General features: G+C 71.2%; 22 protein-coding genes. 5 read left to right on the plus strand and 17 right to left on the minus strand.

Going from position 1 to position 26,172, the window contains the following annotated elements; genetic code table 11:
* Positions 1-29 precede the first annotated feature (29 nt).
* Positions 30-524, plus strand: a complete 495-nt coding sequence (locus FKR81_RS08700; RefSeq protein WP_146350461.1) for a hypothetical protein — start codon at positions 30-32, stop codon at positions 522-524.
* Positions 521-1,750 carry a lipopolysaccharide biosynthesis protein gene (locus FKR81_RS08705; RefSeq protein WP_146350462.1) on the plus strand — a complete coding sequence of 410 codons (1,230 nt, stop codon included), beginning with the start codon at positions 521-523 and terminating at the stop codon, positions 1,748-1,750. The genes FKR81_RS08700 and FKR81_RS08705 overlap by 4 nt, the downstream gene beginning before the upstream one ends.
* On the opposite strand, the gene FKR81_RS08710 is transcribed toward FKR81_RS08705, so the two are convergent.
* Genes FKR81_RS08710 through FKR81_RS08750 form a run of 9 tightly spaced genes read right to left on the minus strand, consistent with a single transcriptional unit; the run spans position 1,715 to position 12,779 of the window.
* On the minus strand, positions 1,715-2,320 hold the full coding sequence (locus tag FKR81_RS08710; RefSeq protein ID WP_146350463.1) for a PglD-related sugar-binding protein: 606 nt from the start codon (positions 2,318-2,320) through the stop codon (positions 1,715-1,717). The two genes, FKR81_RS08705 and FKR81_RS08710, sit on opposite strands and share 36 nt — an antisense overlap.
* Positions 2,320-2,892, minus strand: coding sequence for a sugar transferase (locus FKR81_RS08715; RefSeq protein WP_146350464.1), 573 nt, complete (start codon positions 2,890-2,892; stop codon positions 2,320-2,322). Before FKR81_RS08715 ends, FKR81_RS08710 begins: the two co-directional genes overlap by 1 nt.
* Positions 2,889-4,094: a DegT/DnrJ/EryC1/StrS family aminotransferase gene (locus FKR81_RS08720; RefSeq protein ID WP_146350465.1), complete on the minus strand. Its 1,206-nt coding sequence runs from the start codon at positions 4,092-4,094 to the stop codon at positions 2,889-2,891. The genes FKR81_RS08715 and FKR81_RS08720 overlap by 4 nt, the downstream gene beginning before the upstream one ends.
* Complete coding sequence (gene wzy, locus FKR81_RS08725) at positions 4,091-5,404, minus strand: O-antigen polysaccharide polymerase Wzy (protein ID WP_146350466.1); 1,314 nt, start codon at positions 5,402-5,404, stop codon at positions 4,091-4,093. The genes FKR81_RS08720 and wzy overlap by 4 nt, the downstream gene beginning before the upstream one ends.
* Positions 5,386-6,489, minus strand: a complete 1,104-nt coding sequence (locus FKR81_RS08730) for a glycosyltransferase (protein ID WP_146350467.1) — start codon at positions 6,487-6,489, stop codon at positions 5,386-5,388. Before FKR81_RS08730 ends, wzy begins: the two co-directional genes overlap by 19 nt.
* A complete protein-coding gene (locus FKR81_RS08735) occupies positions 6,486-8,780 on the minus strand; it encodes a glycosyltransferase (RefSeq protein ID WP_146350468.1) in 2,295 nt (764 codons plus the stop codon). Before FKR81_RS08735 ends, FKR81_RS08730 begins: the two co-directional genes overlap by 4 nt.
* Positions 8,777-10,039, minus strand: a complete 1,263-nt coding sequence (locus tag FKR81_RS08740) for a nucleotide sugar dehydrogenase (protein WP_146350469.1) — start codon at positions 10,037-10,039, stop codon at positions 8,777-8,779. Before FKR81_RS08740 ends, FKR81_RS08735 begins: the two co-directional genes overlap by 4 nt.
* A complete protein-coding gene (locus FKR81_RS08745; protein WP_146350470.1) occupies positions 10,036-10,992 on the minus strand; it encodes an NAD-dependent epimerase/dehydratase family protein in 957 nt (318 codons plus the stop codon). Before FKR81_RS08745 ends, FKR81_RS08740 begins: the two co-directional genes overlap by 4 nt.
* Positions 10,989-12,779, minus strand: a complete 1,791-nt coding sequence (locus FKR81_RS08750) for a nucleoside-diphosphate sugar epimerase/dehydratase (RefSeq protein ID WP_222598200.1) — start codon at positions 12,777-12,779, stop codon at positions 10,989-10,991. The genes FKR81_RS08745 and FKR81_RS08750 overlap by 4 nt, the downstream gene beginning before the upstream one ends.
* 209 nt (positions 12,780-12,988) lie before the next feature.
* Between FKR81_RS08750 and FKR81_RS08755 the strand changes: the two genes are divergently transcribed.
* Positions 12,989-14,365 carry a polysaccharide biosynthesis tyrosine autokinase gene (locus FKR81_RS08755; protein WP_146350472.1) on the plus strand — a complete coding sequence of 459 codons (1,377 nt, stop codon included), beginning with the start codon at positions 12,989-12,991 and terminating at the stop codon, positions 14,363-14,365.
* On the opposite strand, the gene FKR81_RS08760 is transcribed toward FKR81_RS08755, so the two are convergent.
* From FKR81_RS08760 to FKR81_RS08790, 7 genes are all read right to left on the minus strand, one after another.
* Positions 14,356-15,099, minus strand: coding sequence for a hypothetical protein (locus tag FKR81_RS08760; RefSeq protein ID WP_146350473.1), 744 nt, complete (start codon positions 15,097-15,099; stop codon positions 14,356-14,358). The genes FKR81_RS08755 and FKR81_RS08760 overlap by 10 nt on opposite strands.
* Before the next feature lie 282 nt (positions 15,100-15,381).
* On the minus strand, positions 15,382-16,131 hold the full coding sequence (locus FKR81_RS08765) for a sigma-70 family RNA polymerase sigma factor (protein ID WP_186762860.1): 750 nt from the start codon (positions 16,129-16,131) through the stop codon (positions 15,382-15,384).
* Between the two features lie 144 nt (positions 16,132-16,275).
* A complete protein-coding gene (locus FKR81_RS08770) occupies positions 16,276-16,545 on the minus strand; it encodes a hypothetical protein (RefSeq protein WP_146350475.1) in 270 nt (89 codons plus the stop codon).
* Positions 16,546-16,657: 112 nt separating this feature from the next.
* A complete protein-coding gene (locus tag FKR81_RS08775; RefSeq protein ID WP_146350476.1) occupies positions 16,658-17,317 on the minus strand; it encodes a response regulator transcription factor in 660 nt (219 codons plus the stop codon).
* 192 nt (positions 17,318-17,509) lie between these two features.
* Positions 17,510-18,736: a hypothetical protein gene (locus FKR81_RS08780; RefSeq protein ID WP_146350477.1), complete on the minus strand. Its 1,227-nt coding sequence runs from the start codon at positions 18,734-18,736 to the stop codon at positions 17,510-17,512.
* A gap of 119 nt (positions 18,737-18,855) precedes the next feature.
* Complete coding sequence (locus tag FKR81_RS08785; RefSeq protein WP_146350478.1) at positions 18,856-19,443, minus strand: hypothetical protein; 588 nt, start codon at positions 19,441-19,443, stop codon at positions 18,856-18,858.
* 245 nt (positions 19,444-19,688) lie between these two features.
* Positions 19,689-22,358 carry a S9 family peptidase gene (locus FKR81_RS08790; RefSeq protein ID WP_146350479.1) on the minus strand — a complete coding sequence of 890 codons (2,670 nt, stop codon included), beginning with the start codon at positions 22,356-22,358 and terminating at the stop codon, positions 19,689-19,691.
* Between the two features lie 201 nt (positions 22,359-22,559).
* Between FKR81_RS08790 and FKR81_RS08795 the strand changes: the two genes are divergently transcribed.
* Together FKR81_RS08795 and FKR81_RS08800 are read left to right on the plus strand one after the other, a co-directional pair.
* Positions 22,560-22,973, plus strand: coding sequence for a cupin domain-containing protein (locus FKR81_RS08795; protein ID WP_407936511.1), 414 nt, complete (start codon positions 22,560-22,562; stop codon positions 22,971-22,973).
* A gap of 20 nt (positions 22,974-22,993) precedes the next feature.
* On the plus strand, positions 22,994-23,263 hold the full coding sequence (locus tag FKR81_RS08800; protein WP_146350481.1) for a DUF2277 domain-containing protein: 270 nt from the start codon (positions 22,994-22,996) through the stop codon (positions 23,261-23,263).
* On the opposite strand, the gene FKR81_RS08805 is transcribed toward FKR81_RS08800, so the two are convergent.
* Entirely contained in the window at positions 23,251-26,130 is a 2,880-nt protein-coding gene (locus tag FKR81_RS08805; RefSeq protein ID WP_146350482.1) for an AfsR/SARP family transcriptional regulator, read from the minus strand. The genes FKR81_RS08800 and FKR81_RS08805 overlap by 13 nt on opposite strands.
* Between the last annotated feature and the right edge of the window lie 42 nt (positions 26,131-26,172).

The raw sequence follows: 26,172 nt of genomic DNA on the forward strand, positions 1-26,172 counted from the left end.
GGCTGATCACCAGGCACGACGAGGTGAGAATGGCGCGCGTGATGACGAATCCACAGGAGCTGGCGGGTACGTTCGTGGTGGCTGTCGGCGAACGGCAACGCACTCCCTTCCTGGTCTTCTACAGCGACGAGCGCGACTACGAGCTGCAGCTCGACCTGAACACGCACTGGCGCTTGCGGTTCGGTGACACGGAGATGTGTGCGTTTCTCGACGAGGACCATCGCTGGCGGCTGGGGCAGTCCGGCGCAGGCAGGAGGATTTCCGCGCACCATCTCGAAGTCCTGTCCCGGCTGAGCGGAATGACAGTCCACCAAGCGCGAAGAGACAGCGACCGCGCGTTGCGAATCATTTTCGCCGACCGCATCACGGAAACGACACACCTCACCGTCTCCGGTGAACAGACCCGGTTCACCGTCGACGCGCCGTGGCATCTGCGGCGTTGCCTCGACACCTCGCTCGAGATCGCGTGGCGGCTCGCCGCGTTCGACACCGGTGCCCCGACCGGACGGCACGCGGCCAGATGAGCAGGCTCGGGCACCTGGCGACGATGTCGTGTGCCGGTGTCGCGCAACTGATGTGCAGCGCGGGTGCGGCGGTCGTCGCCGCCCGCGCGCTGGGCCCCGGCGAGCGCGGGGTCATGGTGCTCGGCGTGACGCTGGGCGGCCTGTGCGCCCTCGTCGGCGCGTGCGGGACCGGTTCGGCCCTGCGCAGGCGGCTCTGCCTGGAACGCGGAGACACCACCGCGGTGCTGTCCGCGTTCACGCGGTGTTCCGCCGCCGGCGCGGTTGCCGCGGCGCTGCTGGGTGTCGCCGTCACCGCCGGTTCGGCCACGTTCATCGACAGCCGGATGGCGGCCCCGTGGTTCCTGGTGGCCGTCGGCTGCTTCACCGCCGTCCAGCTCGTCATCGGGCAGGTCGTCGACGCCTGGTACGCCGCCGGCCGCTTCCGCCGAGGCGCGGCGACGGCCGCGGTCACCGGCGCGGGAGGGCTCGGCGGGGTGCTGCTGGCTTCCTTCTCGCCCAGCGCGACGACGTTGTTGCTCGCCCAGGTCGCGGGGACCGCCGCCGCCGCGGTGGCCGAGGTCGTCGCGCTGCGCCGGGGCGGGCTGCTGCAGTGGGGGCCGGGTGACCAGGTGGCCGCGTTGCTGCGGCTCGGAGCGCCGACGCTGGGGCTTTCCATCGGCCTCGTGGTGGTGCTGCGGGCCGACCGGTACGTCCTCGGGGTCACGGCGGGCACGGCGGCGGTCGGGATCTACTCGGTCGCGGCGACGCTGAGCGAGGTGCCGCGGATCCTCCCTGCCGCGATCGGGCAGCTGTGCCTGCGCGACGTCGCACTCGGACATGGGCGGAACATGGCGGATTCAGTCCTCTTCGGACTCGGGACGACCGCCGTGGCGGGGCCGCTCGTCGCGCTCGTGGCGTGGCCGCTGGTCGTCCCGGTGTTCGGCACGGAGTTCGTCGCCGCACGCGAGCTGCTCGTGGTGCTCGTCGCCGCGGAGCTGTGCTTCGCGCCGTGGGCCGTGGCGAGCCGCGGGCTGGTGGGCGGCGGCTGGACCGCAGCGGCGGGCTGGCTCGGGGCGGCGAGCGCGGTCGCGGCGGTCGCCTGCTACACCGTCACCGGCACGCTCGCCGGCGCCACGGGTGTGGCGGCCGGATCGGTCTTCCTGTACGCGGCGATGTCCGCCGCCTCGTGGACCATGCTGCGCCACCGCCTCTCAGCGCGCACCCCGGCACAGCTGGGCGGCCGGTGAGCCGACCACCACGGCGCCGGCCAGCACGTCGCGGGTGACCACCGCGCCCGCCCCCACGGCGGCGCCCGCGCCGACGGTGCGGCCCTGCAGCACGACAGCGCCCGACCCCACCAGCACGCCTTCCCCCAAGCGCACCCCGCCCGCGACGTTCGCACCCGGCAGCACCGTCACCCGGTCGGCCAGCACCGCGTCGTGCCCGATCGTGGCGTTGTAGTGCACCTGGCAGTGCGCGCCGAGCCGAACTCCGCTCGAGATCATGACGTTGGCCTGCGCGATCAGGCCCGGTCCCGCAGAACTGCAGATCACCGCACGCGGGTGGACCAGCTCGCCCGCGTGCAGGCCGAGCGCGTCGAGCAGCCGCGACATGCGCAACCGCGCCTGTGACGACGCGATGGCGACGACGTACTCCGCGCCCTCAGCCGCCTCGTCCGGCACGCACACCGCGTGCCGCCTGACGATCTGCGCCGCTGCGGCGTCGTCCAGGAACGCGGCGACCTCGCGGCCCAGCGCGAGGCAGATGTCCAGCGCCTCCCGTCCCGCGCCACCGGCTCCCGCGATGTAGAACCCCATCACCGCGGAAACCCCGGATTGACACCACCGGCGCCCACGACGCCGCGTGGCCGGACGACCTGGCCGATGGTCCGCAGGACGATCCGCAGGTCGACCCGCCAGGACCGGTTCTCGACGTACCAGAGGTCGAGCTCGATGCGTTCGGGCCAGCTCAACGCGTTGCGCCCGCGCACCTGTGCCCATCCGGTGATACCGGGCCGGACGGAGAGCCGCCCGCGCTGCCGCGGGCTGTACCGGCGCACCTGCTCGGGCAGGGTCGGCCGGGGACCGATCAGGCTCATCTCGCCGCGAAGGACGTTCACCAGCTGAGGCAGCTCGTCCAGGCTCGTGCGGCGCAGCGCGGAACCCAGCCGCGTCATGCGTGGACGGTCGGGCTCCCCCGGCCAGGCGGCCGGGCGCATGGTGCGGAACTTGAGGATCGAGAACTCCACGCCGTGCAGCCCGCTGCGCGGCTGGCGGAACAGCACGGGTGGTCCGAGTCGCCATCGCACGAGCACGGCGACCACCGCCAGCACCGGCGCGAGCACCACCAGCGCCGCCGTCGCGGCCACCACGTCGACCACCCGCGTCATGCCGTCACCACCTCCAGCACCTTGGTGAGCGCGGCAGCCGTGTCCGCCATGTCCGCGTCGCTGAGCGTCGGGTGGACGAGGAGCATCAACGAGGTCCGCCCGAGTCGCGCGGCCACGGGCAGTTCCGCCGGCGTTCCCGGAACCGCGGCGAACGCGCGTTCGCGATAGATCTCGGCGCAGCCGCCGTGCAGGCACGGGACCCCTTCGGCGCGCACGGCCTCGACGACGCGGTCCCTGGTCCACCCGGCGGCCAGCTGTTCGGGACGCAGCTGGGCGGTGAACTTGTAGTACGAGTGCTCGACACCCTCCGGCGGCTCGGCGACCCGGACCGCGGGCTGACCGGCCAGTGCCCTCAGCAGGACGCCCGCGTTGGCCCGCCGCCGCGCCACCCAGGTGTCGAGCATGCCGAGCTGGCTGCGCCCCACCGCGGCCTGCACCTCGGTCATGCGCGCGTTCGTGCCGAAACTCTCGTGCAGCCAGCGGTATCCGGGAGGGTGCTCGCGCTCGTGCACCGCGGACCAGCCCTTGCCGTGCTCCTTCATCTCCCAGCAGCGGCGCCACAGCGTCTCGTCCGACGTCGTGACGGCGCCGCCCTCACCGGCCGTGGTGAGAATCTTGTCGTGGCAGAACGACCACGCGGCGATGTCACCGAGACTCCCGACCTTCCGTCCGAAGTGGACTGCTCCGTGCGCCTGGGCGCAGTCCTCGACCACCCTCAGCCCGTGCGCGCGGGCCAGTTCCAGCACGGGAACGATGTCTGCGGGATGACCGGCGAGGTGGACCACGACAACCGCCTTCGTGCGTGCCGTGATCGCCTCGCCGACGGTGTCCGCGGTGAGGCACGCGCTGGCCGGGTCGACGTCGACGACGACGGGCCGCCCTCCGCACGCGACCACGGCACTCGCCGTGGCGATGAAGGTGGCGGCGGGCACGATCACCTCGTCACCGCGCTGCACCCCGACCGCTCGCAGCGCGAGCTCGAGCGCGACGGTGCCGTTGCAGACGGCGACCGCGTGGCTGGTGCCGGTGGCCGCGGCGAACTCGGCTTCGAACGCCCTGCCGTGCGCACCCGTCCAGTAGTTGACCCGACCCGATGCCAGCACCTTCAGCGCGGCTTCGAGGTCGGCGTCCGCGAAGTACGGCCACGAGGGCATGGGGGTCGTCCGCACCGGCGTGCCGCCGTCGACGGCGAGACCGCTCATCGCGCACCCGCTCGAGCGATGCCCACCAGCAGCAGCCCGAACGCGATCTGCGCGGGAACGGGTGCGAAGCTGTTGCGGACCTGGATGAGCACGGGCAGCAGCACGACGCCCAGCACGACGCCCGAACAACGCTCCAGCCGCCCCAGCACGGCACCCGCGACGCCGAGGAACAGCGCGACACCGACGATCCCGAAGTTGTGGTACGCCTCGGCGACGGGCGATCCACCGATCTGCCCCACCCGGTCCGCGATCTCGACGTTGAACAGCCGGGTGTCGTGTGCGGGAGGCCCGCCGTGCCACCCGGTGAGCGACTCGACGACCCGCAACGGAACGGCGACCAGTGTCGCTCCGCCGCGGCCGGGCTCGTCCCAGCCGAGCACGACGACGGTGGGCCGCAACGAGAAACCCAGCTCCGCCACGGCGTCGAGCGGCAGTGCGAGTGCGTCGAGCACGGCTTCCCCCTCGGTCCTCGTCTTCCGCACCAGTCCCGACAGCACGAGCGTCAGCGCCGCGCCACCCACCGTCCACATCGGACGAACGCGGACCCTGCTCGCCTCGACCACCGTCATGGCGAGCAGGGGGAACAGCACCTCACCACGCGTACCGAGCGGAAGGGCCATGAGCGCGTACACCGCGAAGCAGCACCATCCGGCCACCCGCGACGGCCCACCTGCCGCCACCGCCAGCACCGCCCCGACGCCGGCGCACAAGGTGCCGACCGCCAGCCAGGGATCTGTCGCGCCTGCTTCGACGAAGGCCACGTAGCCACCGGACAGCAGGTCCTCGCCGCCCGCTCGCAGCACCGCGGTGGCGAAGAGACCGAGTCCGGCCACCTGCACCGCGACACCGAGTGGCCCCAGCAGGACGCCGCCCGGCCCCTCGTCAGGCGGCGCCACCCCTGGTCCGGGAGAGGCCAGCACGGCGGCGAGGGTGAACGCCGCCATGCCGAGCACCGCGAGCGACACCGCCCGCGGCATGAGCGGGTCACCGAGCCACACCGTGTCCTCGAAGCCGAGGTCGTGCTCACCGCGGACGACGACCGCCAGCAGCAACCCGCCGTGGAAGAGGCCGAAGACCACCAGATAGGCCGCGGCGGGACGGAACAGCCCCCGTGGATGCCCGCGCACCAGTACGAAGAGGCACGCCGCCCACGACACCCAGAACGTCGCCGCCACCGCGGTGCCGGTCGGCGGCTCGCACCACCCGGCCACCCCGGCCGCGGCCACCACGAGCGCTGTCGTGGTGGCGCCGAACCGACGGCTCGCGGCCACATCGGCGCCGGCCCGACCGGTCACCGGTGCGCGGTCCACACCGTCCTCCACCAGCGGTCGTCCGCCGACAGGGCGAATGGCGAGCGGCGGATTCCCTCACTGATCCGATCACGTTCGGACTCCGGAGTGCCCGCCAGGGTCAGCGCCGTGTTGGCCCACGCGGCCGCTCCTGCCCTGAGCGACAACAGGTACAGGCCGTGCACCTGTTCAGACAGCTCCCGCAGGCCAGGCAGGTCCGCGGCCAGCACGGGCACCCCGGCGGCGAGTGCTTCGAGCACGACGTTGGGCAGCCCCTCGCGGTGCGAGGGCAGCAGCAGCACGTCGGTGGCGGCGAGCACCTCCTCCACGCGGTCAGTGGGCCCGAGGAGCCGCACCGACGGGTCGGAGGCGACGCGGGGTGCCACCGCCGCGAGGTCCTCGATGCCACCAGGACCGACGACGGTCAGTCGCACATCCGGGCGCAGCCGTCGCGCCTCGGTGTGCACGCCGAGCAGGAACCCGCGGTTCTTCTCCGGTGAGGCGCGCCCGATGTGCGTCATCACCGGTCCGGCACAGCGGTCCCGCACGGCCCGCCGGGCTGACGCGAACCTCTCGACGTCGACCTGGTTGGGCACCACCTGGTACCGGTAGTCGTGTGGTGGCGGCCCGGCGAAGGTCAGCGCGGCGCGCGTCACCCCGAGAACACTGGTGGCCGAGTTGCACATCAGCTCACGCAGCAACCTCCGCTGCAGCCTGCGCAGGGGGGCGTCGCCGCGACCGTCACCCTCACTGCGCAGGCGGGCGATCCGCACCTTGACACGGGCGGCGGACGCGACCGCGAGCACGAGCCCGCTCGTGAGGCTCACGTGGGACTCGACCACGTCCGGCCGAATGCGGCGCAGCAGGTGCCACAACCGCATCGGGAACGTCCACTTCGGACGAACGGGGCAACGGACGACCTCGGCGCCCGCGGCGCGAAACTCAGGGGCGAGCATGCCTTCGTGCGTTCCCAGCGTCACGAACACCTGACGCACGTGCTCTGGCGGGATGTCCCGGCACTGCCGCAACGCGATCGTCTCGACCCCGCCGCGGTCGAGCGTCCCGAGCACCTGCACCACCTTGACCGGCACGATCTGAGCCGTCATGCACTCCTCCTTCTTGGCCGCGCGGCAGGCACTTGTGCCAGCCAGGTCGAGAACCTCTCGTCCAGCAGTGAGCTGTCGTAGGTGCGAGCGACGTCGAGGTTGCGGAGCGACTGGCGCTCCCACTCCACCGGGTCGGTGAGCAGCCGCCTCATGACGCCTGCGAGCGCCTCGTCGTCATCGGGAGCCACCAGGCTGCCGGGACCGAGCAGTTCAGGGATGCCGCCCACGCACGTGCCCACCGCGGGCAACGCGCGGGCCATCGCCTCGATCAACGCGCGCGGCATCCCCTCCGCTCGCGACGGCAGGGCGAACAGGTGCGCCGAGTCGAGCAGCGCGGTCACGCGCGCCCGGTCGAAGACCGGCCCGGTGAAGTGCGCCCGGTCGGCGAGCCCCAGCTTCCCCGCCAAGGCCACGAGTTCGTCGTGCCGCCTGCCGCCGCCGACCAGCACCACGTTCACGTCGAGCCCTTCGGCCACCAGCCGTCGCACCGCGCGGAGCAGGACGTCATGTCCCTTGTACCGCTGCTCGTGACTGCCGACGGCGATGACGCCGAACGGTGCGGGCGACCACTCACGCGGGCCGGCGCGCAGCGCCCCCGCGTCGATGCGCACGTCCGACACTCCAGCCGTGCGCCGTCCCCACGCGGCCGGATAGCGCTGCTGGAGCGCGGAGCCGGTGACGTAGGACACCGCGGTCGCGCCACGCACGACCCAGCGCATCTGCGCACGCGCCAGGCGCGCACAGCTTCTCCCCGCTCGTCCGAGGGTTCCCGAGACGAGCACGTCGAACGGGTCGCCGACGACCTCGACGGAATACCTGCGGCGCAACAGCTTGCACGCCACTGCCGCGATCCACCCGATGGGACCCGGCTGTCGCAGCACCACGACCTCCGCGCGAAGCACCTCACGGACGATCGCGAGCGCGAGCCGCGGCAACGTGCGCACCAGCGCCACCGGGCCGTGGTAGTCCGGTAGCGGGCGCGCGGCCTCGCTGACCAGCTCCTCCGCCCTCGTGACCAGACACAGCCGATCGCCGTTCACCAGGTACCGCGCGTACGCGCGGTGGTCTCCGCCGGACCGCGTCTCGGTGAACACGCTGATGAGCCGCCGGCCGCGGCCGGCGGCTCGCTCGACGACCTCGGCCACCGCTGCCGCCGCGGGCGCGCTGTCGAACTGCCGCACCACCCGGTCGCGGGCCACCTCCGCGCGGTCGGCCAGCCTGCCGGCACGATGCTCCGCCCACGCCTCGTGCAGCGCCGTGACGAGGGCGTCGGGGTCGTCCGCCCGCACGACCCAGCACGCCGCGGTGTCGACGGCCTCCTGCAGCGCGCCGGCATCGCTCACGACGCTGGGCACGCCCATCGCGCCCGCCTCCAGGGCTGCTCCGTGGTTGTCCGACAGGGAAGGCGACACGCTGAGGTCGGCGGCGCCGTAGTAGGGCCGGACGTCGTCGACGGTGTCCACCCACGTCACGGACCTGTCCTCATCGAGACGGAATTCCGCGACCAGCTCCCGGCGATGCGACGCGCCCGCCTCGTCGAACCCGCCGCCGACGAGCACGAGACGACTGTCCGGGTGCTCGGCGTGGAACCTCCGCCACGCCGCCAGCAGCACTTCGTGTCCCTTGAGACCGCGGCCTCTGTGCACCAGCGCCTTCGGCGCGTAGACCAGTGCGACCATGATGACGACGAAGTCGCGGCCCTCCACGCCGAGCCGGGCCCTGGCGACCGCGCGCTCGGCGGGGCCCACCGGCCGGAAGTGGCAGGTGTCCACACCGTACGGGATCACCGGCGTCTTGGCCGCCGGCCGGCCGAGCGCGCGGTAACGCCTTGCCGTGAAACGACTTCCGCAGATCGTGACAGTGTCCATGCGCGCGAGGAACCGCTCCACCACCCTGATCAGCCGCGACTCCAGGTGGAGCGGTCCGGGGACCATGTGCACCCGCGCCGCGCCCAGTGCCGCACCGGCGAGCCGGACCGCGAGCGCCGACGCGAAGAGGTGGTAGTGCAGCACGTCCGGCTCGAGCCCGGCGAGCGTGCGGCGCAGCTCGAACAGGCCGGCCAGCGTGCGGAAGCCGGGGCGGAAACCGAAGTCGAACGGGCTGTCCACAACGGACACGGCACGGCGGGCCAGCTCACGGCGCAGCCTGCCCTCACCCGGTGGCAGCACCGCGACGACTTCGTGCCCGCGAGCGAGCAGCGCGTCCACGTGCGGCGCTACCCACATGCATCCGTGGTTGGTCTTGAGCACGAGCACAACGCGCAGAGGGCGCGCGGAAAGCGTTGTGGTCACAGGTACTCCACGTGCGCGGCGGTGAGCCGACACCGGGTGTCCAGCACGCAGTCGGCCACCCGCTCGACAAGTGCGTAGTCCACGTCGTCGTGATCAGCGAGCAGGACCACCGCGTCGGCGAGCCGCAGGCAGTCCTCCGACAGCTCCACCGGCTTCAGGTGGTCCGGACAGCGGTGCGGCTCGACGTGGGAGTCCACGGCCTCCACCCGCGCGCCGAACTTCGCGAGCAGCTCCGCGACCCGCAACGCGGGCGAGCCGCGCAGGTCTCCGGTGTTCGCCTTGTAGGCAACACCCAGCAGCAGCACTTTGCTGTCCACCAAAGACTTTCCACGCCGGGCGAGCAACCCGGCGACGCGCTTCACCACGTAGTCCGGCATGGTGTCGTTGATCTCGTTGGCGAGTTCCACGAACCGGAAGGACCTCTGCAGCTCGTGGCGGACCCGCCAGGACAAGTAGGTCGGGTCGACCGGCAGGCAGTGACCTCCCACGCCGGGGCCCGGCGTGAAACGCATGTACCCGAACGGTTTCGTCGACGCCGCGTCGATCGCTTCCCAGACGTCGACGCCGAGCTGCCGCGCGAACATCGCTATCTCGTTGACGAGCGCGATGTTGACGTGCCGGAACGTGTTCTCCAGCAGCTTGGTGAACTCGGCGCACCGCGCAGACGTCACTCGGACCGTGGTGCCGACCAGGTTCGAGTAGAGCGCGTCGACGGCGAGCAGCGACGCCCGGTTGACGCCGGAGACCACCTTGGGGGTGTTGGCGAACGTCCACCGGTCGTTGCCGGGGTCGATGCGTTCGGGGCTGTACCCGACCGCGAAGCCCTCACCCGCGACCAGGCCGCTGCCCTGCTCCAGCAGCGGAACCACCAGCTCCTCGGTGGTTCCCGGATACGTGGTCGACTCCAGCACCACCAGCGAGCCGGTGCGCACGAACGGTGCGATCCCCGCGACCGCCGACTCCACGAAGCTCAGGTCGGGTGCCCCGCACGCCAACGGCGTGGGCACCGCGATGATCGCCGCGTCGAACCCGACGGCGTCCTGATAGGACGCGGACGGCAGAAACCGGCCGCTCGCCAGTGCCTCGGCCACCTGTTCGCCGGGCACGTCCCCGACGTACGAGCGTGCCGCGCGCAACGACGAGATCCGGTCGGCATCGATGTCGAGCCCCACGACGGAGAACCCCGCTTCGACGGCGCGCATCGCGATCGGCAGGCCCACGTGCCCCTGCCCGACGACCACCAGTTTTCCCAGGCTCATACCGAGGACCTCGCAGCCTCGTTCTCGGTGCGCACAAGCCGTTCCACCCACTCGATCGTCCTGCTCAGCGCCATTTCCAGCGAGACGGGCCGGGCCTGCGGGAACAGCCTGCGCAACGAGGTCCCGGATGCCTGTGAGTGCCGCACATCACCCGCGCGCTGCGGGCGGCGCGCGACCTCGAGCTTGCGGCCGAGCAGTGCGGACAACAGTGCGACGACGTCGTTGAGGCTGGTGCGCGTGCCGAAGGCCAGGTTGACCGGACGGGTGCAGCTGACGGAGCGCAGCACGCTGTCGGCCAGCACGCCCACGACCGAGTCGACGAACGTGAAGTCCCTGGTCTGCTCACCGTCTCCGAACACGGTGAGAGGCTGTCCACGCAGTGCCGACCAGATGAACGTGGGGATGACGGCGGCATAAGGGTGGTCGGGCAGCTGCAGCGGCCCGAACACGTTGAAGAAGCGGAACACCGTGCACGGCAGGTCGAAGCAGTGCTGGAAGGACAAGGCATAGGACTCCGCCGCGAGCTTGCCCGACGCGTACGGGCTCACCGGCACGCACGCCATCTCCTCCGACTTCGGCAGTGCGGGGTTGCGCCCGTACACGGAACTGGACGAGGCGAGCACGACGTGCGCCCCCGCGGCGCAGGCGGCCTCGAGCACCTCCAGCGACCCGGTCACGTTGACGTCGTGGCTGTGCCGCGGGTTCATCAGCGACCGCGTCACGGACGGGACGGCCGCGAGGTGCACCACGGTGTCGGCGCCCGCGCAGGCGTACACCACCGCGTCCCGGTCGAGCACGGACTGCACGCGCAGCTCCACGTCGAGGCCGTCGAGATTCGCGCGCCGTCCGGTGCTGAGGTCGTCGAGCACGAGCACCTCGGCGCCGCGGCGCGCCAGCTCACGGCACAGGTTGGCGCCGATGAAACCGGCTCCGCCGGTGACGACCACCTTCACGACGTCACGCTCGCATCGTCCTGGCACGCACGGGCGAACGGAACCGTCAGCCTCGCTGCACACTCGGCCATTGCGGCGACCTCGTTGTCTCCCAGGGCGAGCGACAACAGATGAGCCGGGTCGAGCGGAGGCACCGGGACCTGCGAGATGGCCGGGTGCAGCGGACGGTGGTCGAACTCACCCTGGCCGAAGAGCTCCTCGTGCAACTTCTCCCCGTCCTGAAGTCCGGTGTAGACGATCGGAACGGACCTGCCGGACACCTTCATCAGCTGGCGGGCGACGTCGGCGATGCGCAGCTGCTCGCCCGTGTCCAGCAGCAGGACCTCACCGGAGCGGCCGATCGCCGCGGCCTTGATCACGAGCTGCACGGCCTCGTCGGTCATCATGAAGTACCGGCTGACGTCGGGATGCGTCACGGTGATCGGACGCCCCTGTGCCAACTGTTCGGTGAAGGTGCTGAGCACCGAGCCACGGCTGCCGAGCACGTTGCCGAACCGCACGGACAGGTACTTGCCGTCGGAGCGCGTCGCCGCGTTGGCGGTGAGCCGCTCGCCGACGCGCTTGGAACGGCCGAGGACGCTCGTCGGGTTCGCCGCCTTGTCCGTGGAGATGTTGACGAAGGTGCGCACGCCCGCGGACAACGCCGCCTCCAGGACGTAGTACGTGCCGAGCACGTTCGTCTTCCACGCCTCCAGCGGATGCTTCTCCAGCACGGACAGGTGCTTCAGGGCCGCCGCGTGGAACACCACGTCCGGCAGGCACCGGGCGAACGCGGCCCGCACGGCCTCCGAGTCGCGGATGTCGGCCAGCACGATCTCCGGGGAATCGAGCATCGCCTCACCGTGGATCGACAGCCGCAACGCGTGCAGCGCCGACTCGTCGTGGTCGAGCAGGAACAGTTCGGCCGGTCCGAGGCGGTGGATCTGCCTGCACAGCTCCGACCCGATCGACCCACCCGCGCCGGTGACCAGCACCCGCTTGCCCGTGAGGTGTTCGCCGGTGACACCGACGCACGTGTCGATCCGCCGCCTGCCGATCAGCTCCGCGACGTCGAGCTCGCGCAGGTCGGCCACGCTGACGCGGAGCCCGAGCAGTTCGTCCAGACCCGGAAGCACCTGCACACCGAGACCTGCTTCGTGCGCGGTCCGAGACAGTTCGCCCAGCGCCTCGGCATCCGGTGCGCGCAGCGCGACGACCAGCAACGTCGCCCCCGTCCGCGCGGCCACCTCCGCTATGTCCCCGCCGGTGCCGCCGACCGGCACGCCGCGGATCCGCAACCATCGCTTCGCCGGGTCGTCGTCCAGGAGCGCGACCGGCAAGTAGCCGCGCGAGGGATCGCTGAGCATGGAGCGGACGAGCTGCTCACCGGTGTCGCCGGCACCGACGACGATCACGCGCGTCGCTCGCTCACGTTCCGGGTACGGCCAGCGCTCCCGGCTCCACCGGATCACGCCGCGCACCGCCAGGGAGAGGAACAGCGAGGCGAACGCCGCCGTCAGCGGGACGGAGCGGGGGACGAGCGGATCCGGCACGGCCAGGTTGACGGCCGCGGCCAGCACTCCGGTGACCAGTGCCACCCACGCCAGCCGCACGGCTTCCTCGAGGCTGCCCACCGGGTAGCGCCCCTGGTAGAGATGCGCTGCCACACCGATCACCGGCGCGACGGCCAGCACGATCAGCGTGAACCAGAGCAGTCGCGGACCGTCGACGTGCGTCTTCTCCAGCACGTACCGGAACGAGGTCACCATCCCCAATGCGACGGTCCACGCCGACGCGTCGATTCCCACTAGTAGAAGCCGATGTCCCCAACCTCTGGAGGGCACGGATTCCCACCTCATTCCACAGTCCGCCTATGCGCGCAGTCACCCCGCCCAGATCTCTCTTTCCGCGGTCGCTTACTGGCGAGCACTCGAAAGAGTTGCCGAGTTGCACATTCACGAACACCCACGAGAATTCACCGGCGATCCGCACTCGAATTGATTGAAGGCGAACCCCTGTGTCTCTGCGCGGACATCTCCAGGTCCTCCGGGAACGCTGGCGGCTGGTGGTGGCCGGGCTCCTGCTCGGTGTCGCCGCCGCAGCGGCGGCCAGCTGGGCCGTCAGCCCCGTCTACGCGGCCGAGGTGACGCTGTTCGTCTCGGCGGGTGACGGGAACGGCGACGCGACCCAGGCCTACCAGGGCAGCCTGCTCTCGCAGCAGAAGGTCAAGTCCTACACGCGGCTCGTCACGAGCGGCCGCATCCGCCAGGACCTCGAACACCGCGGGCTGGCTCCCGGCCGGGACGCGGTCAGCGCCGAGGTCCAGCCCGGCACGGTGCTGCTCACGCTGACCGCCACCGACGCCTCACCGCAACAGGCTCAACGGCTCGCCGACGCGGTGGCCGAGTCGTTCAGCAGGCTCGTCGCCGAGTTGGAGCGGCCCGTCGACGGAGGCAGGCCCACCGTCGTGGTGAAGGTCGTCGAGCCGGCCGGGCTGCCCACCACGCCGGTGTCGCCCCGCCCGGTGGGCACCTTCGCGCTGGGACTCGCGCTGGGACTCGTCACCGGGGCCGGAGCCGCGTTGGTGCGCAACGCTCTCGACACGTCCGTGCGGTCGGACGACGCGCTCCGGACGCTGGTCGCCGCCCCGTTCCTGGGCTCCGTCCCGGTCGACCCCGGTGTGCGGCGGCACCCGGTCGAGTTCCCGGTGTCAGCGAGAGCGGAGGCGCTCCGGCGAATCCGCACCAACCTGCGGTTCGTCGATGTGGATCGTCCGGCGCGCACGGTCGTGGTCACCAGCTCCGTTCCCGGCGAGGGCAAGTCGACGGTCGTGTGCGACCTGGCGATCACGCTGGCGGAAGCCGGGCGGACCGTCGTCGTCGTGGACGCCGACTTCCACCGGCCCAGCATCGGCGAGTACACCGGCCTGCCGTCCTCGGTTGGCCTGACCAGCGTGCTGATCGGGCGAGTCGGGCTGGATCAGGTCCTGCGGCCGTGGGGCCGGGCGGGCGTCGCGGTGCTCACCAGCGGGCCGATTCCGCCGAACCCGAGCGAGCTGGTCGCCTCGCGGCACATCGCCGACGTGCTCGACCTGCTGGCGGCCCGCTTCGACGTCGTGCTCGTCGACACCCCGCCGCTGCTGCCGATCACCGACGGGGCCGTCCTCGCGAGCCGCTGTGACGGCGCGGTGCTCCTGGTGCGCCACGGCTCGACGACCGGGAAGCAGGCGAGCAGCTCGGCCGGTGCGCTGGAGGCGGTGTCGGCGCGGCTGCTCGGCACCGTGCTGACGATGACGCCGAGATCCCGGATCGACGACGCGTACCGCTACCTCCGCCCGCCCCACCTGAACGCGGCTTCCCTCCCGCAGCACGGCAGCTCAGGGACTCACGTGTGAAGAACGCTGCAGCTGCCCCGCACGACAGCCGGATGACCGTCAGCGGCGTACCCGACCCGGCCGACCACCCGCACCCGGTGCCCACCGAGTCGCGAGCTCAGCTTCACCTCGACGTCCATCGGCTCGCCCCGCCTGAGCAGGGCCTGCCAGGCGCCGTCGTCGGCGACCGCGGCCTCGAGACCGGACTGCGCGTCCGACCCTGGCCCGAAGATGCGTCGCAAGCCTCGCGACCCGATCAGCCTGCCGGTCATCAGGTCCAGCGAGAACACCCCGACCCCGGCGTCCGCGAGTGCGTCGACCGCGTTGGCGAGCTCGAGGTGATCCGCCGTCGACTCCCCGTCGGACGTGATCGGCGGCCGCTCGCCGGCCCCGGCAGGAGTCAGCCAACCCGGCAGCCACGTGCACAGGACCAGGTCGCCGACCAGTGCGACCCGGAGGGACACCGAGGGTGCGCGGGCGAGGTCGGTGAGCGGATCGGGCGCAGCGGCGACATGACCGACACCTGCACCGGACTGCCTCGTCTCGTCGCACAGCTTGCGCAGCAGCGCAGCGGTGTCCTCAGGAAGGAACTGCGCGAGCCTCTGGCCGACCACCTGGTCGCTCCCGAGAACATCAGCGGCGGACTTGTTCACCATTTCCGCGCGATAGTCGACGACAACCGAGGGTTGCAACTCATTCACGACCGGCGCCAACACCAGCGCGGCTTCCTGCATGAGATCGACGACGTGCTGCAATCGCAACCCCTTTGTCACTGCCGATCCCGCCCCCTCGTTCTCGACCAACGGCCGCGCGAACCACGCAGAGACTACGGGGGCCGCGAAGGTTGAGACAGGTATGTGAAGGATTTGCACCAAAACGTGACAAATTTTTCTGTCACGGCCGCACCATCGCGACACTGTGCGACGACCGCTTACGGACACTGCGTGACGACCACTGATATGCGTTAACTCGTTCGAGTGAACGACACGCAGCGAGCCGCGACATTCCCTGCAGGGAAAGCGTGACGAATTCGCCACTCACGCCGCCAGCGGCATGTTCAGCGGCACCGACCTCGCGAGTTGCCCCAGCAGTTCGGTGACCTCGGTCGCCGCCGCGGCGCACGGCTCGCACACGCGCAGGTGATCGCGGACGCGTTGCCTCCTGGCCTGTGCCAGCCTCCCGCACAGCAGCGCCGCGAGGTTGTCGACCGACTCCCGGCACGCCTCCTCGGCCGCGGCCTTCACGTGCATCTGCACGTAGGCGACGCGGAGCGCGTCACGGGCGCGGAACGCGAGTGCGGCGACCGCGTTGGGGCGCAGGCCGAGCAGGTCCGCGACCGCCGACGTGGTGAGCCGCTCCAGTTCCAGCAGAACCAGCACGGTGCGCCAGCGCTCGGGAAGACTCGCGAGCGCCTTCATCGCCAACTGGGCCTCGAGCTGGTCCACCGGGTCGCGGTCGTCCGCGGGCAGCATGGCCTCGGTGATGTCGGCGTGCCGGTCGATCATGCGGTCGCGGTCGAGCTGCTTGTAGAAGGTCGTGCGCACGGTGGTCAGCAAGTAGGCGCGGAACATCGAGGTTGGCCCGCCGCCCGCGATGATCCGGGTGAACACCTTGACGAATGCCTCGGCGACGAGGTCGTCGGCACCTTGTGCCGTTCCCAACAATTTGCATGCGAGCCCGCGCGCGGCCGCGAAGTTTCTGCGGTAGAGCTCGCTGAACGCCTCTTGGTTCCCTGATCGCATCGCCTCCACCAGGCGGGCCTCGAGATCGTGGACCTGGCCAGTCATTTCACCTACCTCAGGGTTGTTATGGATCCCTTTCATCCCTTCGCCCCGACTTCAGCGAACAACCTACCGCGAGCTGATCTTGCTTGGAAGGCGACATACGCACGGTGTCGAGAAATACTCGATCGGGAATCCAAATATGTCGCCTCATCCCAGGTAATACGTGTCGGCGTCACCCTCCCGAGTGATCGACTTCGACCGTTGTTCTGGTATCTCGACCGCCCGGACAGGCGCCAGGTCGTTCTCGTCGAGCCGGTCGAGATCGAACACGGCCGCCCTGAGCGCCTCGCGCAGCCTGTCCGCCTGGGTGACCGAAAGGTGCACCGCCGTGAAGTCGGAACCCTCGAGCCGGACGCCACCCTCGACCGGCCGGACCACGGCGGTGGCCCGCCTCCCGCTTTCGTCCTGGTACCGCACCGGCAAACACCGGTCACGACACGGGCGTATACGGGCGACAACCGACAGGAACGCTTTTCTCCACTGGGTGCTCATTCGCCAACTTCCTCCGGTAGGAACACCTCGGGCGTGTTCAGCAGGGCAACAACGACAGCTCGAACCCCCTGGCCACCGCATGCGCGCGGTCCCTGGCGCCGAGCTTGCGCAGGATGTGACTGACGTGCGTGCGCGCCGTCTCGGCGGTGATCTGCAGCCTGAGCGCGATCTGCACCGCGGTCCGGCCCTCGGAGACCAGATGCAGCACCTCGAGCTCGCGGCGCGACAACGACTTCTTGCCCGCGGACCGGCCGCCATCCGGTGCGGTGGCGTGGATCGCCAGGTCGGGGTCGATGTAGTACCCGAGGACGACGCCCGCGGTGATGGCCGTGACCAGGCGGTCCGGATGGGCCTCCAGCGGCACCAGCGCTCGGACGCCGCGCAGGCGGGCCATGGCGATGCTGTCCGAGTTCCGCGCCTCCCTGCCCAGCAGTGCCACCACGGTGAGCCGGGTGAAGAGACGGGTCAGCAACTGACAACGGTTCCAGCCAGGATCACCACCCGACGTGACGAGCAGTACGTCGGGATGCACCGACTCGCACAGTTCGACCGCCGCGCGGGTGCTGCTCACCGCGTCGACCCACTCCATGCCGGACTGGCCGGAGATGACCGTCTGCACCCCACGCTTCATCAGCGGCAATGATTCGACGAGCGCGATCCGCAGCGGTTTCTCGGTCTCATTCGGGCCTGCACTCATCGCTTTACCCCTTCGGACATCACTTGAATCCGTCGGCGAAACCAGCCAGTTCCTTATCGCGCACGGTTAATCAACCGAACGCATTGCACAACCCTGGCGGTTGCTCGGCTTGCGCGCCACTATCACGCGATCACTCAATTGAGTGGTTCACCCGGAGAACAGCCACCGACTGTGGCGAGCGTCGCCGACGGGTCATGGCAGGACGACCGCGTGAGTGACCCTGACCGGGAGATAGGCCCAGTCATCGACTACTCGGGCGTCACCCCACCCGCCGCTGACATGGTCATCGGCGTCCGCGCCCGCAACACTTCCGCACCCGCCGATCCCCCAGCCGTGCACTCCTCCGGCGCTGTCGTGACCTGCCCGGCCGTCGAGCACCGGAGTGCCGCTGCACCTTCTCGGTCCGCGACGGTCGAACGGCGTGTCGTCCCAGTGCAGCGTCCGCTCGCCGCCCTCGGCGCCGTTGAGCCGGGTCACCTCGATGCCGCCTGCCCGCACCTCGACGTCGGCGCTGACGAAGTGGATCTCGGCGATCCGTTCGACCAGCACTTCGAACACCACGGGCGCGCTCTGGGGCAGCGGTGCACCGTCCCCACCGAGGCCGTCGAAGAAGACCTCGACGGTCCCCTCCCGCGTGGTGATCGGAATCGACCTGTCGACACCGTCACCGCCGGCTTCGACCCGCACGACGAGATGCCCGCTGTAGTCGGCGAGCTCGAACGCGAGCGTGCCGCTGCGGCCACCCGCCGGCGTGAACCTGCCGCCGCTGATCACGGGGTGCGGGCGCAAGCCGGGTCGCACCCAGTCGAGCACCCCGTCCCAGCGAACAGCCTCGGCGGGCAGATCGGCGGCGGGCGGCTCGAAGAACACCTTGTACGCACCTCCGCACCAGCCGTCGGCGGCAGGTAGCCGATCGCTGCTCGCGTGGACCGGCGTGCAGGTGAAGTCCCGCACCACGCCGAGGTTGTCGGCCGCGACAGCCCAGTCGACACCGTGGTGCTCCCGGAAGGTCGCCCGGTAGGTGTAGCCGTACTCGCCCTGGTACCAGAACGTCAGGTCTACGGGCGGCTCGCCGGTGTCTCGACTGATCTCGTATCGCTCGGTCCACACCCTGCCGGGCAGCAGCTCCGTCCCCCGGCGCACGGCCACGGCCCAGCGGAACCCATCCCGCCCAGCACACGTGCCGACCACCGGACACCCGGCGCCGGGAATGTCCACGTCAACCACCCAGATCCCCGACGCGGAACTGGTCAGCCCTGCCCACCCGCACCCGCTTCGCACCGGCGCGACGTCGTCGACCCGGCACCGCGCCGCCACCCCGCCCGGTCCGCGCACTCCGACGACGAGGTCGTGCCGCGGCGTCCCCGCGGCGTCAGCAACCTTGGTGAACGAGGCGTCGAGCCGCTCCCCCTTCCCCACGTACGCGTACCAGGCTTGCCGTGCCCGGACGTGCGTCCCAGCCGGGTTCGCGGAGGCGGTGCCCTCACCCCCCAGACAGCCCGCCAAGAGGCAGAGCACAGCGCAGACCCGCCGCATGCTCACGGTGTCCCGCCACGCTTCCGGCGCAGCCAGGCGACAGCCACCACCAGCACCACGAGCGGCAGCGTGACGAGCAACTGGCCCAGCATCAGCACGATCATCAGCCAGCTGACACCCGTGTCCGCGTTCTCGACACCGTTGACGTCCGACGAGCAGACCGTCGCCAGCCCCGCACCCGCCGCGCACGCCGTGACCACCATCTCGGTCTGGCCGGCCGGCACGTCCCGCACCACTCCGCCGACCTCGAAACCAGCCTTCCCACCCGCACTGATGCCGCCGCTCCAGCGCGTCTGCGCCGGTGCCCCGTCACCCAGCACCAGTACGTCGGGCGTCATCACCGTGAGCTCGAGCCCATCGAGGTCCCGCCCGGTCAGGTTGCTGACCGCGACCTGGTAGGCGACCACGCTGTTCTCGTCGACCGTGCGCGTCCCGTCAGCCACGCTGACCGCCAGATCGTCACGCACGGGACCGTCGTGCGCCTGGCCGCGCACCGCGGCCAGCGTGATCGTCAAGGCGGCGGCGAACGCCACCGCCGGCGCCACCCACCGATAGCGAGCCCACGTGCCCGGCAGGGGCGGATCGGTCATCGGTCGGGCCTCCACACATCAACAGCGGTCTGCGCTTGCCCCACCCCAGACCCCGCCGCCGCCCCGCGATTGCGCACCCTCACCGAATCGTGTGACAACAGCGCTGTCGCACCTGAACTGGTCAGTGGTTCAACCGGAGAGAACCCGACGGCCGGACGAACGGCGTATCAGTGGTGCCGGGCAAGATCGCGTTGACCCGGACACCCCTGGCTCCGTGCGCAACCACCCGCCGTGAGGTTGCATCGTCACCTCAGCTGCGGCTCGGTGACCGTGCCGACGAAGATCACCTCACCGCCACCGGACTGCGGCGCGAAGCGCAGCCGGACCTGCTCCGCCGGTTCGGCTTCCGCTTCGACCACCGTCGGAACGGTGACCTCGCCGGTCAACTGTCCCGCGGGGATGTACACCCGCAGCTGCAGTCCCGTGCTGGACAACGGCCGGGACGGCAACGGTTCCTCCTGGAAGGCGAACCGCCGGAACCAGGTGGGGTCGACGTCCGTGGTGGACAGTTCGGGTCCGTCAGGGGCGCGCGGGACGCCCTGCAGGAGGATGCCTTCGTCGGCCGTCGTGGACAGCGTCACGCGCCACTTCAGTACGCCGCCCTCGGCGACCTCGCCCGCGATCGGGGTGACGGTGAGCGTCGGCTCCGGGTCGTCGTTGAGCACCGTGAGGGCGCCTGCGTAGCGGCCGGCCACGGTGCCCTGGACGGCCTTCACCAGAACGGAGCGCCGTGCTCCCGAGCTCCACCTCGTGTTGCCGGTGACCTGCATCGGGACGTCGATCGTGTGCTGGCCTGGTGAGAGCGTCACGGCGCGCTGGGTGATCGACCCGTTCTCCTCGCTGACGAACAGGCGCACCGAGCCGGGGCCGTCGCCGGTGACGGTCACCGGGAGCTGGACGGTCCTGGTGCCGCTGTCACCCTCCTCCACCGACAGTGCGCCGACGTCGACGCGCGGCAGTGCGGACGGGCGCGGGTCCGGGGTGCCCTTGTTCCAGCCGTGTGCGTCGATGAGCCACGCCTGTCCGGTGCCGGTGCGCGGGGTCAGTTCGAGCGAGGCGACCTCGTGCACGTCCGGTGGCAGTGGGACGCGGACCTCCTGGGCCCACAGGGTGGCCATGCGTTCGGTGCCGGGCAGGCCGTCCACCGACACGGAGCCGAGCTGCACCTGGCGTCCCTGAGGGTCGGTGATGGCCACGTCGAAGCGGGTGGCCGCGGTGTTCGGCGGGACGATCAGGCGCAGGGCCAGGTCCTTCGCGCCGGCGAGCGAGACCGGCCGGCCCGGACGCACGACGGCCGGCTGGCCGTCGGCGGACCAGCGCAGTGCCGCGGCGAACCTGCCGGGTTCCGGCGCGATGCCGCGGAACCTGGTGAAGTGCGGCGATCCGCGCCACTCCGTCGAGTCGACGCACGCGGTGGCCGGGTCGGCCGCGACCTGGGCGCACTTCCGCGCGCTGCCGGTTGCCGTGGTCGCTTCGTCGGGCACGACGAACGCGGTTCGCGCGGCGCCGACGGCGTGGCTGAGCACGCGGGCCGGGTCAGCCGACGGCGCGCGGACGCCCGAGCCGTCGAGCAGGGGCAGCACCCGCTGGTCGCCGGCGAGGAACAGGCGGGCGGACGCCGCTACGTAGGTCGCGCCCGCGGTCTGCTGCTGCGCCGCGGTCAGGCGGGTGGCCGTCCCCGGCGAGCACACCGCGTCGCCGGGTGGGGTGCGGAAGTCGTCGGACGCCGGGGCCTCGGCCTGGCCTGGCGTCCACTCGGTGTTGAAGAAGTTGTGGTTCGCGCCGACGAAGTACAGCGCGCTGTGCAATGCGGCTCCCCGGCTGACGCCGCGGGTCGCGTCCAGGTACATCTGGCCCTGCAGGTCGCTCACGTCACCGTCGCAGCCGGGCAGGATCGTCACCGACGGCACGTCCGGCGCCGGGTTGTGGCCGAAGATGGTCGGGCCGATCAGCAGGGTGCCCCGGATCGTCCAGCGCGCCGGGCCGTCGTAGCCGCTGCCCGCGGGCGGCGGGGTGAGGGTGTCGGTGGCCGCCCGGTTGACGCCTTCGCCGCCGCGGGAGTGCCCGACGAGGAACACCTTCGACAGGTCGGCGGCCGGTGACGCCTTGACGACGTCCGGCGCCGAGCCGCGACCGGAACCGGCCCAGTCCGCCCACTTCGCGAGGTGCTGGCGCACCAGTGCCGACCGAGCCCCCGCGCCCGCCTCGAGATCAAGGGCGTCCTGCGCGTTGATCCCGTTCGCCGAGATCGACACGGTCACGTAGCCCTGCGAGGCGAGCAACTGCTGCGCCTGCAGGTAACCGCGGTGGCTCGGCACCGGATTGGTCTTCTCCGGGCACGGCCACGTCAGCAGGATCTTGTTCGGCACGGCGGGGTCGTAGCACGTGAAATGCCTGCCGTGCAGGAACAACGCCAGCGGGCGCTTTCCGGCAAGGCCCTTGGGCGCCACGACCACGGCCTGCATTTCGATGGGAGCCGAATAACCCGGCACCTTGATCGGGTCGAGCGCGTACTCACCCGTCCGCGTCGGGAACGGGCCGGGCTTGCCGGGGTCGACCTCCCCGGCGGGCCGCGGCGCGGGTGCGGGCAGCGGCGCCGAACCCGTTGCCTGAACCGGCTCCTCCGCGTCCAGCCGCCTGCCCGACGCCCGGACCTGGAGCCGGTCCGCGCTGCTGATCCCCGGCACGTCCAGGGTGAACGAGCGCAGGTCAGCGGAGGGACGGGGCACGCCGAGCAGGCGGTCGCCTTCCCAGAACTCCATCGCGGCGTCGCCCGGCGGAATCGGGTCGGGTGCCGTCCACACCAGCTGCGAGCCGGTGAGCGTCCACCCCGAGTTCGCGGGTTGGGCCGCCCACGCGGGTGTGGCCAGGCAGGCGACGAGCAGCGCGGGAACCAGCGCCTTCACGAAACGCATCCAGAATCCCCCTCGAACCGACAAAAGTCCGACGGCAGTTCTATTACCGCGGCGCATTGCGCCACAAGAGACCAAAGAAGGGTTTTGCCGCTGATATCATGCACCGAGCAAAAATCGGATTTCCGAGAATTCTCCCGGTTTTCCGGTGAACGGGCCCGCGTCTTCCGCGAGTTCCGCTGACGATCTAGCGTGAGCCCCATGTTGCGCAAAGCAGTGGCTGTCGCCCTGACGCTCGCCCTCCTGCCCGCGACGGCGTCCGCGACGCCTTCGCGTGGCGTCACGGCGCGGATCATCACGCAGAAGACGGTGGGCGACAAGGACTACGTCCTCCGCGAGGTCACCATCGCACCGGGCGGCAGCACCGGGTGGCACTACCACGACGGCACCCTCTACGCCGTCGTCAAGAAGGGCACGATCACCCGGACGTTCTCCGACTGCACGACCACCGAGGTGCACCACCGGGGCCAGGCGCTGACCGAGCCGAGCGGCGCGGACCACGTCCACATCGGACGCAACCTGGGCAGCACGGACATGGTGCTCGAGGTGCTGTACGTCCTGCCCAAGGGCAGCCCGCTGGCCAGGGACGCGGCGAATCCCGGCTGCGACTTCGACTGACTCGGGTTCATAGTGGAGGCATGTGCCGAAACATCCGCGTGCTCCACAACTTCGAACCGCCCGCGACGAGCGACGAGGTCCACGCGGCCGCGTTGCAGTACGTGCGCAAGGTGAGCGGCGCGACCAAGCCGTCTGTCGTGAACGCCGAGGCGTTCGACCAGGCCGTCGAGGAGGTCGCGGCCGCCACCAGGAAGCTGCTGGACAGCCTGGTCACCGCCGCGCCGCCGAAGGACCGCGAGATCGAGGCCGCCAAGGCCAAGGCGCGGGCGGCGGAGCGCTACGGCACCTGAAGCACGCCCATGTCGCGGTAGTGCCCCGCGGCCTCGTCGACCCGGCCGAGGCCGCGCAGCGCGTGCGCGAGCTCGATGCGGTACTCGATGCGCCGCGCCACCTCCAATGCCTGCTCGAACGACCCGGCCGCCTCAGGTGACCCGAGGTCGCGCTGCACGGAGCCGAGCACGTTCAGCGCGCCGGCCAGGTGGTCGACCAGCACACCCCGGCGCAGGTCGTCGACCACCTCGGACGCGACGGCCAGCGCGCGGTCCAGGTGACCGGCCCTGCGGTGGCCGTCGGCGAGCTTGATCCGGCCGCGCACGGTGTAGTCGGTGTTGCCGACCTCGCGCGCCAGCTCGAGGCCCTCGTAGAGCAGCCGCAACGCCTGGTCGTGCTCGCCCTGCCTGCTCAGCGTCGCGCCGAGCCCGGAGAGCACGGACGCCTCCTCGCTGCGTTCCCCGATCTCCTGGCTCTGGGCGAGCGCCTTGCTCAGCAGTCGCGACGCCGTGTCGAGGTCACCGGTCACCAGCGCGATGCGGCCCAGGTTGCCGACGCAGATCGCGACCAGGCGGTAGTCGCCGCTGTTCGCGAACAGCTCCAGCGAGCCCTGGTTGCACTCGCGGGCGCGGGCGTGCCTGCCGAGCCGCTGGTTCAGCAGGCCCAGCACGACGAGCGCGTACGCCTGCCCGGTCACGTCGTCCAGCGAACGGGTCAGCTCGAGGTTGCGCTCGGCGTGCACCAGGCCCTCCCGGTAGCGGCACGCCATGTAGTACGTCATCGCGACCTGCGACTGGTTCACCGCCTGCGCCCGCGTGTCCCCCAGCCTGCGCACCGCCTCCAGCCCCGCCTCCTGCAGTGCGACGAGTTCGTCGATGCGGTGCGAGATGATCAGGTAGTGGCCGACGTGGCGCGGCAGGTCGCGCACGTGCCGGTCGCAGCCCTTGCGCGCGGCGTACGCGCCCGCCGCGAGCAGGTTCGGGTGCTCGACCGCGAACCACCTCATCGCGTCCGGCAGCGTGAACACCGACGGCAGCGACGCGGGCGGGTGCACGATCTCCGGCTCGGCGCGTCTCCTGCCCGGTTGCAGGGAGTCGGCCGCCCGGTCGGTGACCGTGAGGTAGTAGTCGAGCAGGCGGCCGTCCACCTCGGCGGGTGAGTCCGATTCGGACACCAGCGTGAGCGCGTGCGCGCGCAGCAGGTCGTGCAGCTGGAAGCGGTCGCGTGCCCGCTGCTCGATCAGGTGGTGGTCGAGCAGGTCCTCGATCAGGTCCTCGGCCCGCGTGCGCGGGAGTGCGGTCAGCGCGGCGGCCGCGTGCACGTCCACGTCCACGCCGGGATGCACGCCGAGCAACCGGAACATGCGCTGCTGCGCGGCGTCCAGGTAGGTGTAGGACAGCGTGAACGCGGCGGCGACGTCCCGGTCGTCGATCGCGAGCTCGGATAATCGCTGTTGTTCGGTGCGCAGTCGCTCGACCAGGTCCGCCACTGTCCACCTCGGACGATGACGCAGCCGTGCCGCGGCCACGCGCACGGCCAGCGGCAGGTACCCGCACAGCGAGACGAGCTCGGCGACACCGTCACCGCGCTCCTCCCCCACGACCCTGCGGAACAGCTCCTCCGCGTCGGCGGGCGGGAGCACCTCCAGCGACAGCGGGACGGCGCCGTCCAGGTTCGGCAGTCGCCGCCTGCTGGTCACGACGATCGCGCAGCCCGGTGAGCCCGGCACGAGCGGGCGCACCTGCGCCGCGTCGACCGCGTTGTCGAGCACGATCAGAGCCTGCTTGCCCGCCATCTCGGTGCGCCACGCGACGACGCGCTCGTCCACGTCGTTCGGGATCTCCCCCGACGGCACGCCGATCGACCGGAGCAGCACCCCCAGCGCCGCGTGGGGTTCGACGGGCGACCTCGACGGGGTGAACCCGTGCAGGTCGACGAACAGCCGTCCGTGCGGGAAGCGGGACGCGAGCTCGTGCCCCGCGCGCACGGCCAGCGCGGTCTTGCCGACCCCGGCCATGCCGTCGATCGAGATCACGCCACCCCGCGTCGCGACCGTGTCGATCAGCCGGGCCAGCTCACCGGTCCGGCCGGTGAAGTCCGGCAGGTCGAACGGCAGGGAGTCCGGCACGCGGACCGCGGCCGGTGCGACGACGGCGGCCGGTTCCGCCCGGCTCAGCCCCGGATCGGCGCGGAGGATCCGTTCGTAGAGCGACTTCAGCTCGTCGCCGGGGTCGACACCGAGGTCGTCGGCGAGCAGACGGCGGCACTCCTCGTACCGGCGCAGCGATTCGGCCTGCCGTCCGCACCGGTGCAGTGCGAGCATCAGCAGGCCGATCAGCTTCTCCTGGTACGGGTGTTCGGCGCACAGGGTCGTGAGCTCGCCGATCACCTCGCGATGTCTGCCCAGGTCCAGCTCGTGCTCGACCCACTCCTCGACGACGGCGAGCCGTTCCTGCACGAGGCCGTCGCGCAGCCGGTCGAGCACCGCGGACCCGGCGACGCCGTCGAACGGCGTGCCCCGCCACAGCGCGAGCGCCTTGAACAGGCCGGCCGCCGGTTCGTCCGACGCCTTGGCGTCCGACACGAGCCGCCGGAAGACGTGCAGGTCGACCTCGGCGTCGAGCGCGTAGCCGGGCGAGCGCCGTGCGATCTCCAGCCCGGCGGGCTTCAGCAGCTTCCTCAGCCGGGAGATGTAGCCGTGCACGAGGCCGCGCCAGTCACCGGGCGGCTCCTCGCCCCACAACGCCTCGGCGAGGCGGTCGACGGACACGCCCTGCCCCGCGTTGAGCGCGAGCATCGACAGCACGCAGCGCTGTTGCGGGGCACCGGCGGCCACGCGTTCCCCGCCGTGCCAGATCTCGACCGACCCCAGGATCCCGATCTCCATGACGGGAGTCACGATAGCCGTACAGGTTTCGTGCAGACCTGC

This window comes from Lentzea tibetensis (genome assembly GCF_007845675.1).
Classification (GTDB): Bacteria; Actinomycetota; Actinomycetes; order Mycobacteriales; family Pseudonocardiaceae; genus Lentzea; species Lentzea tibetensis.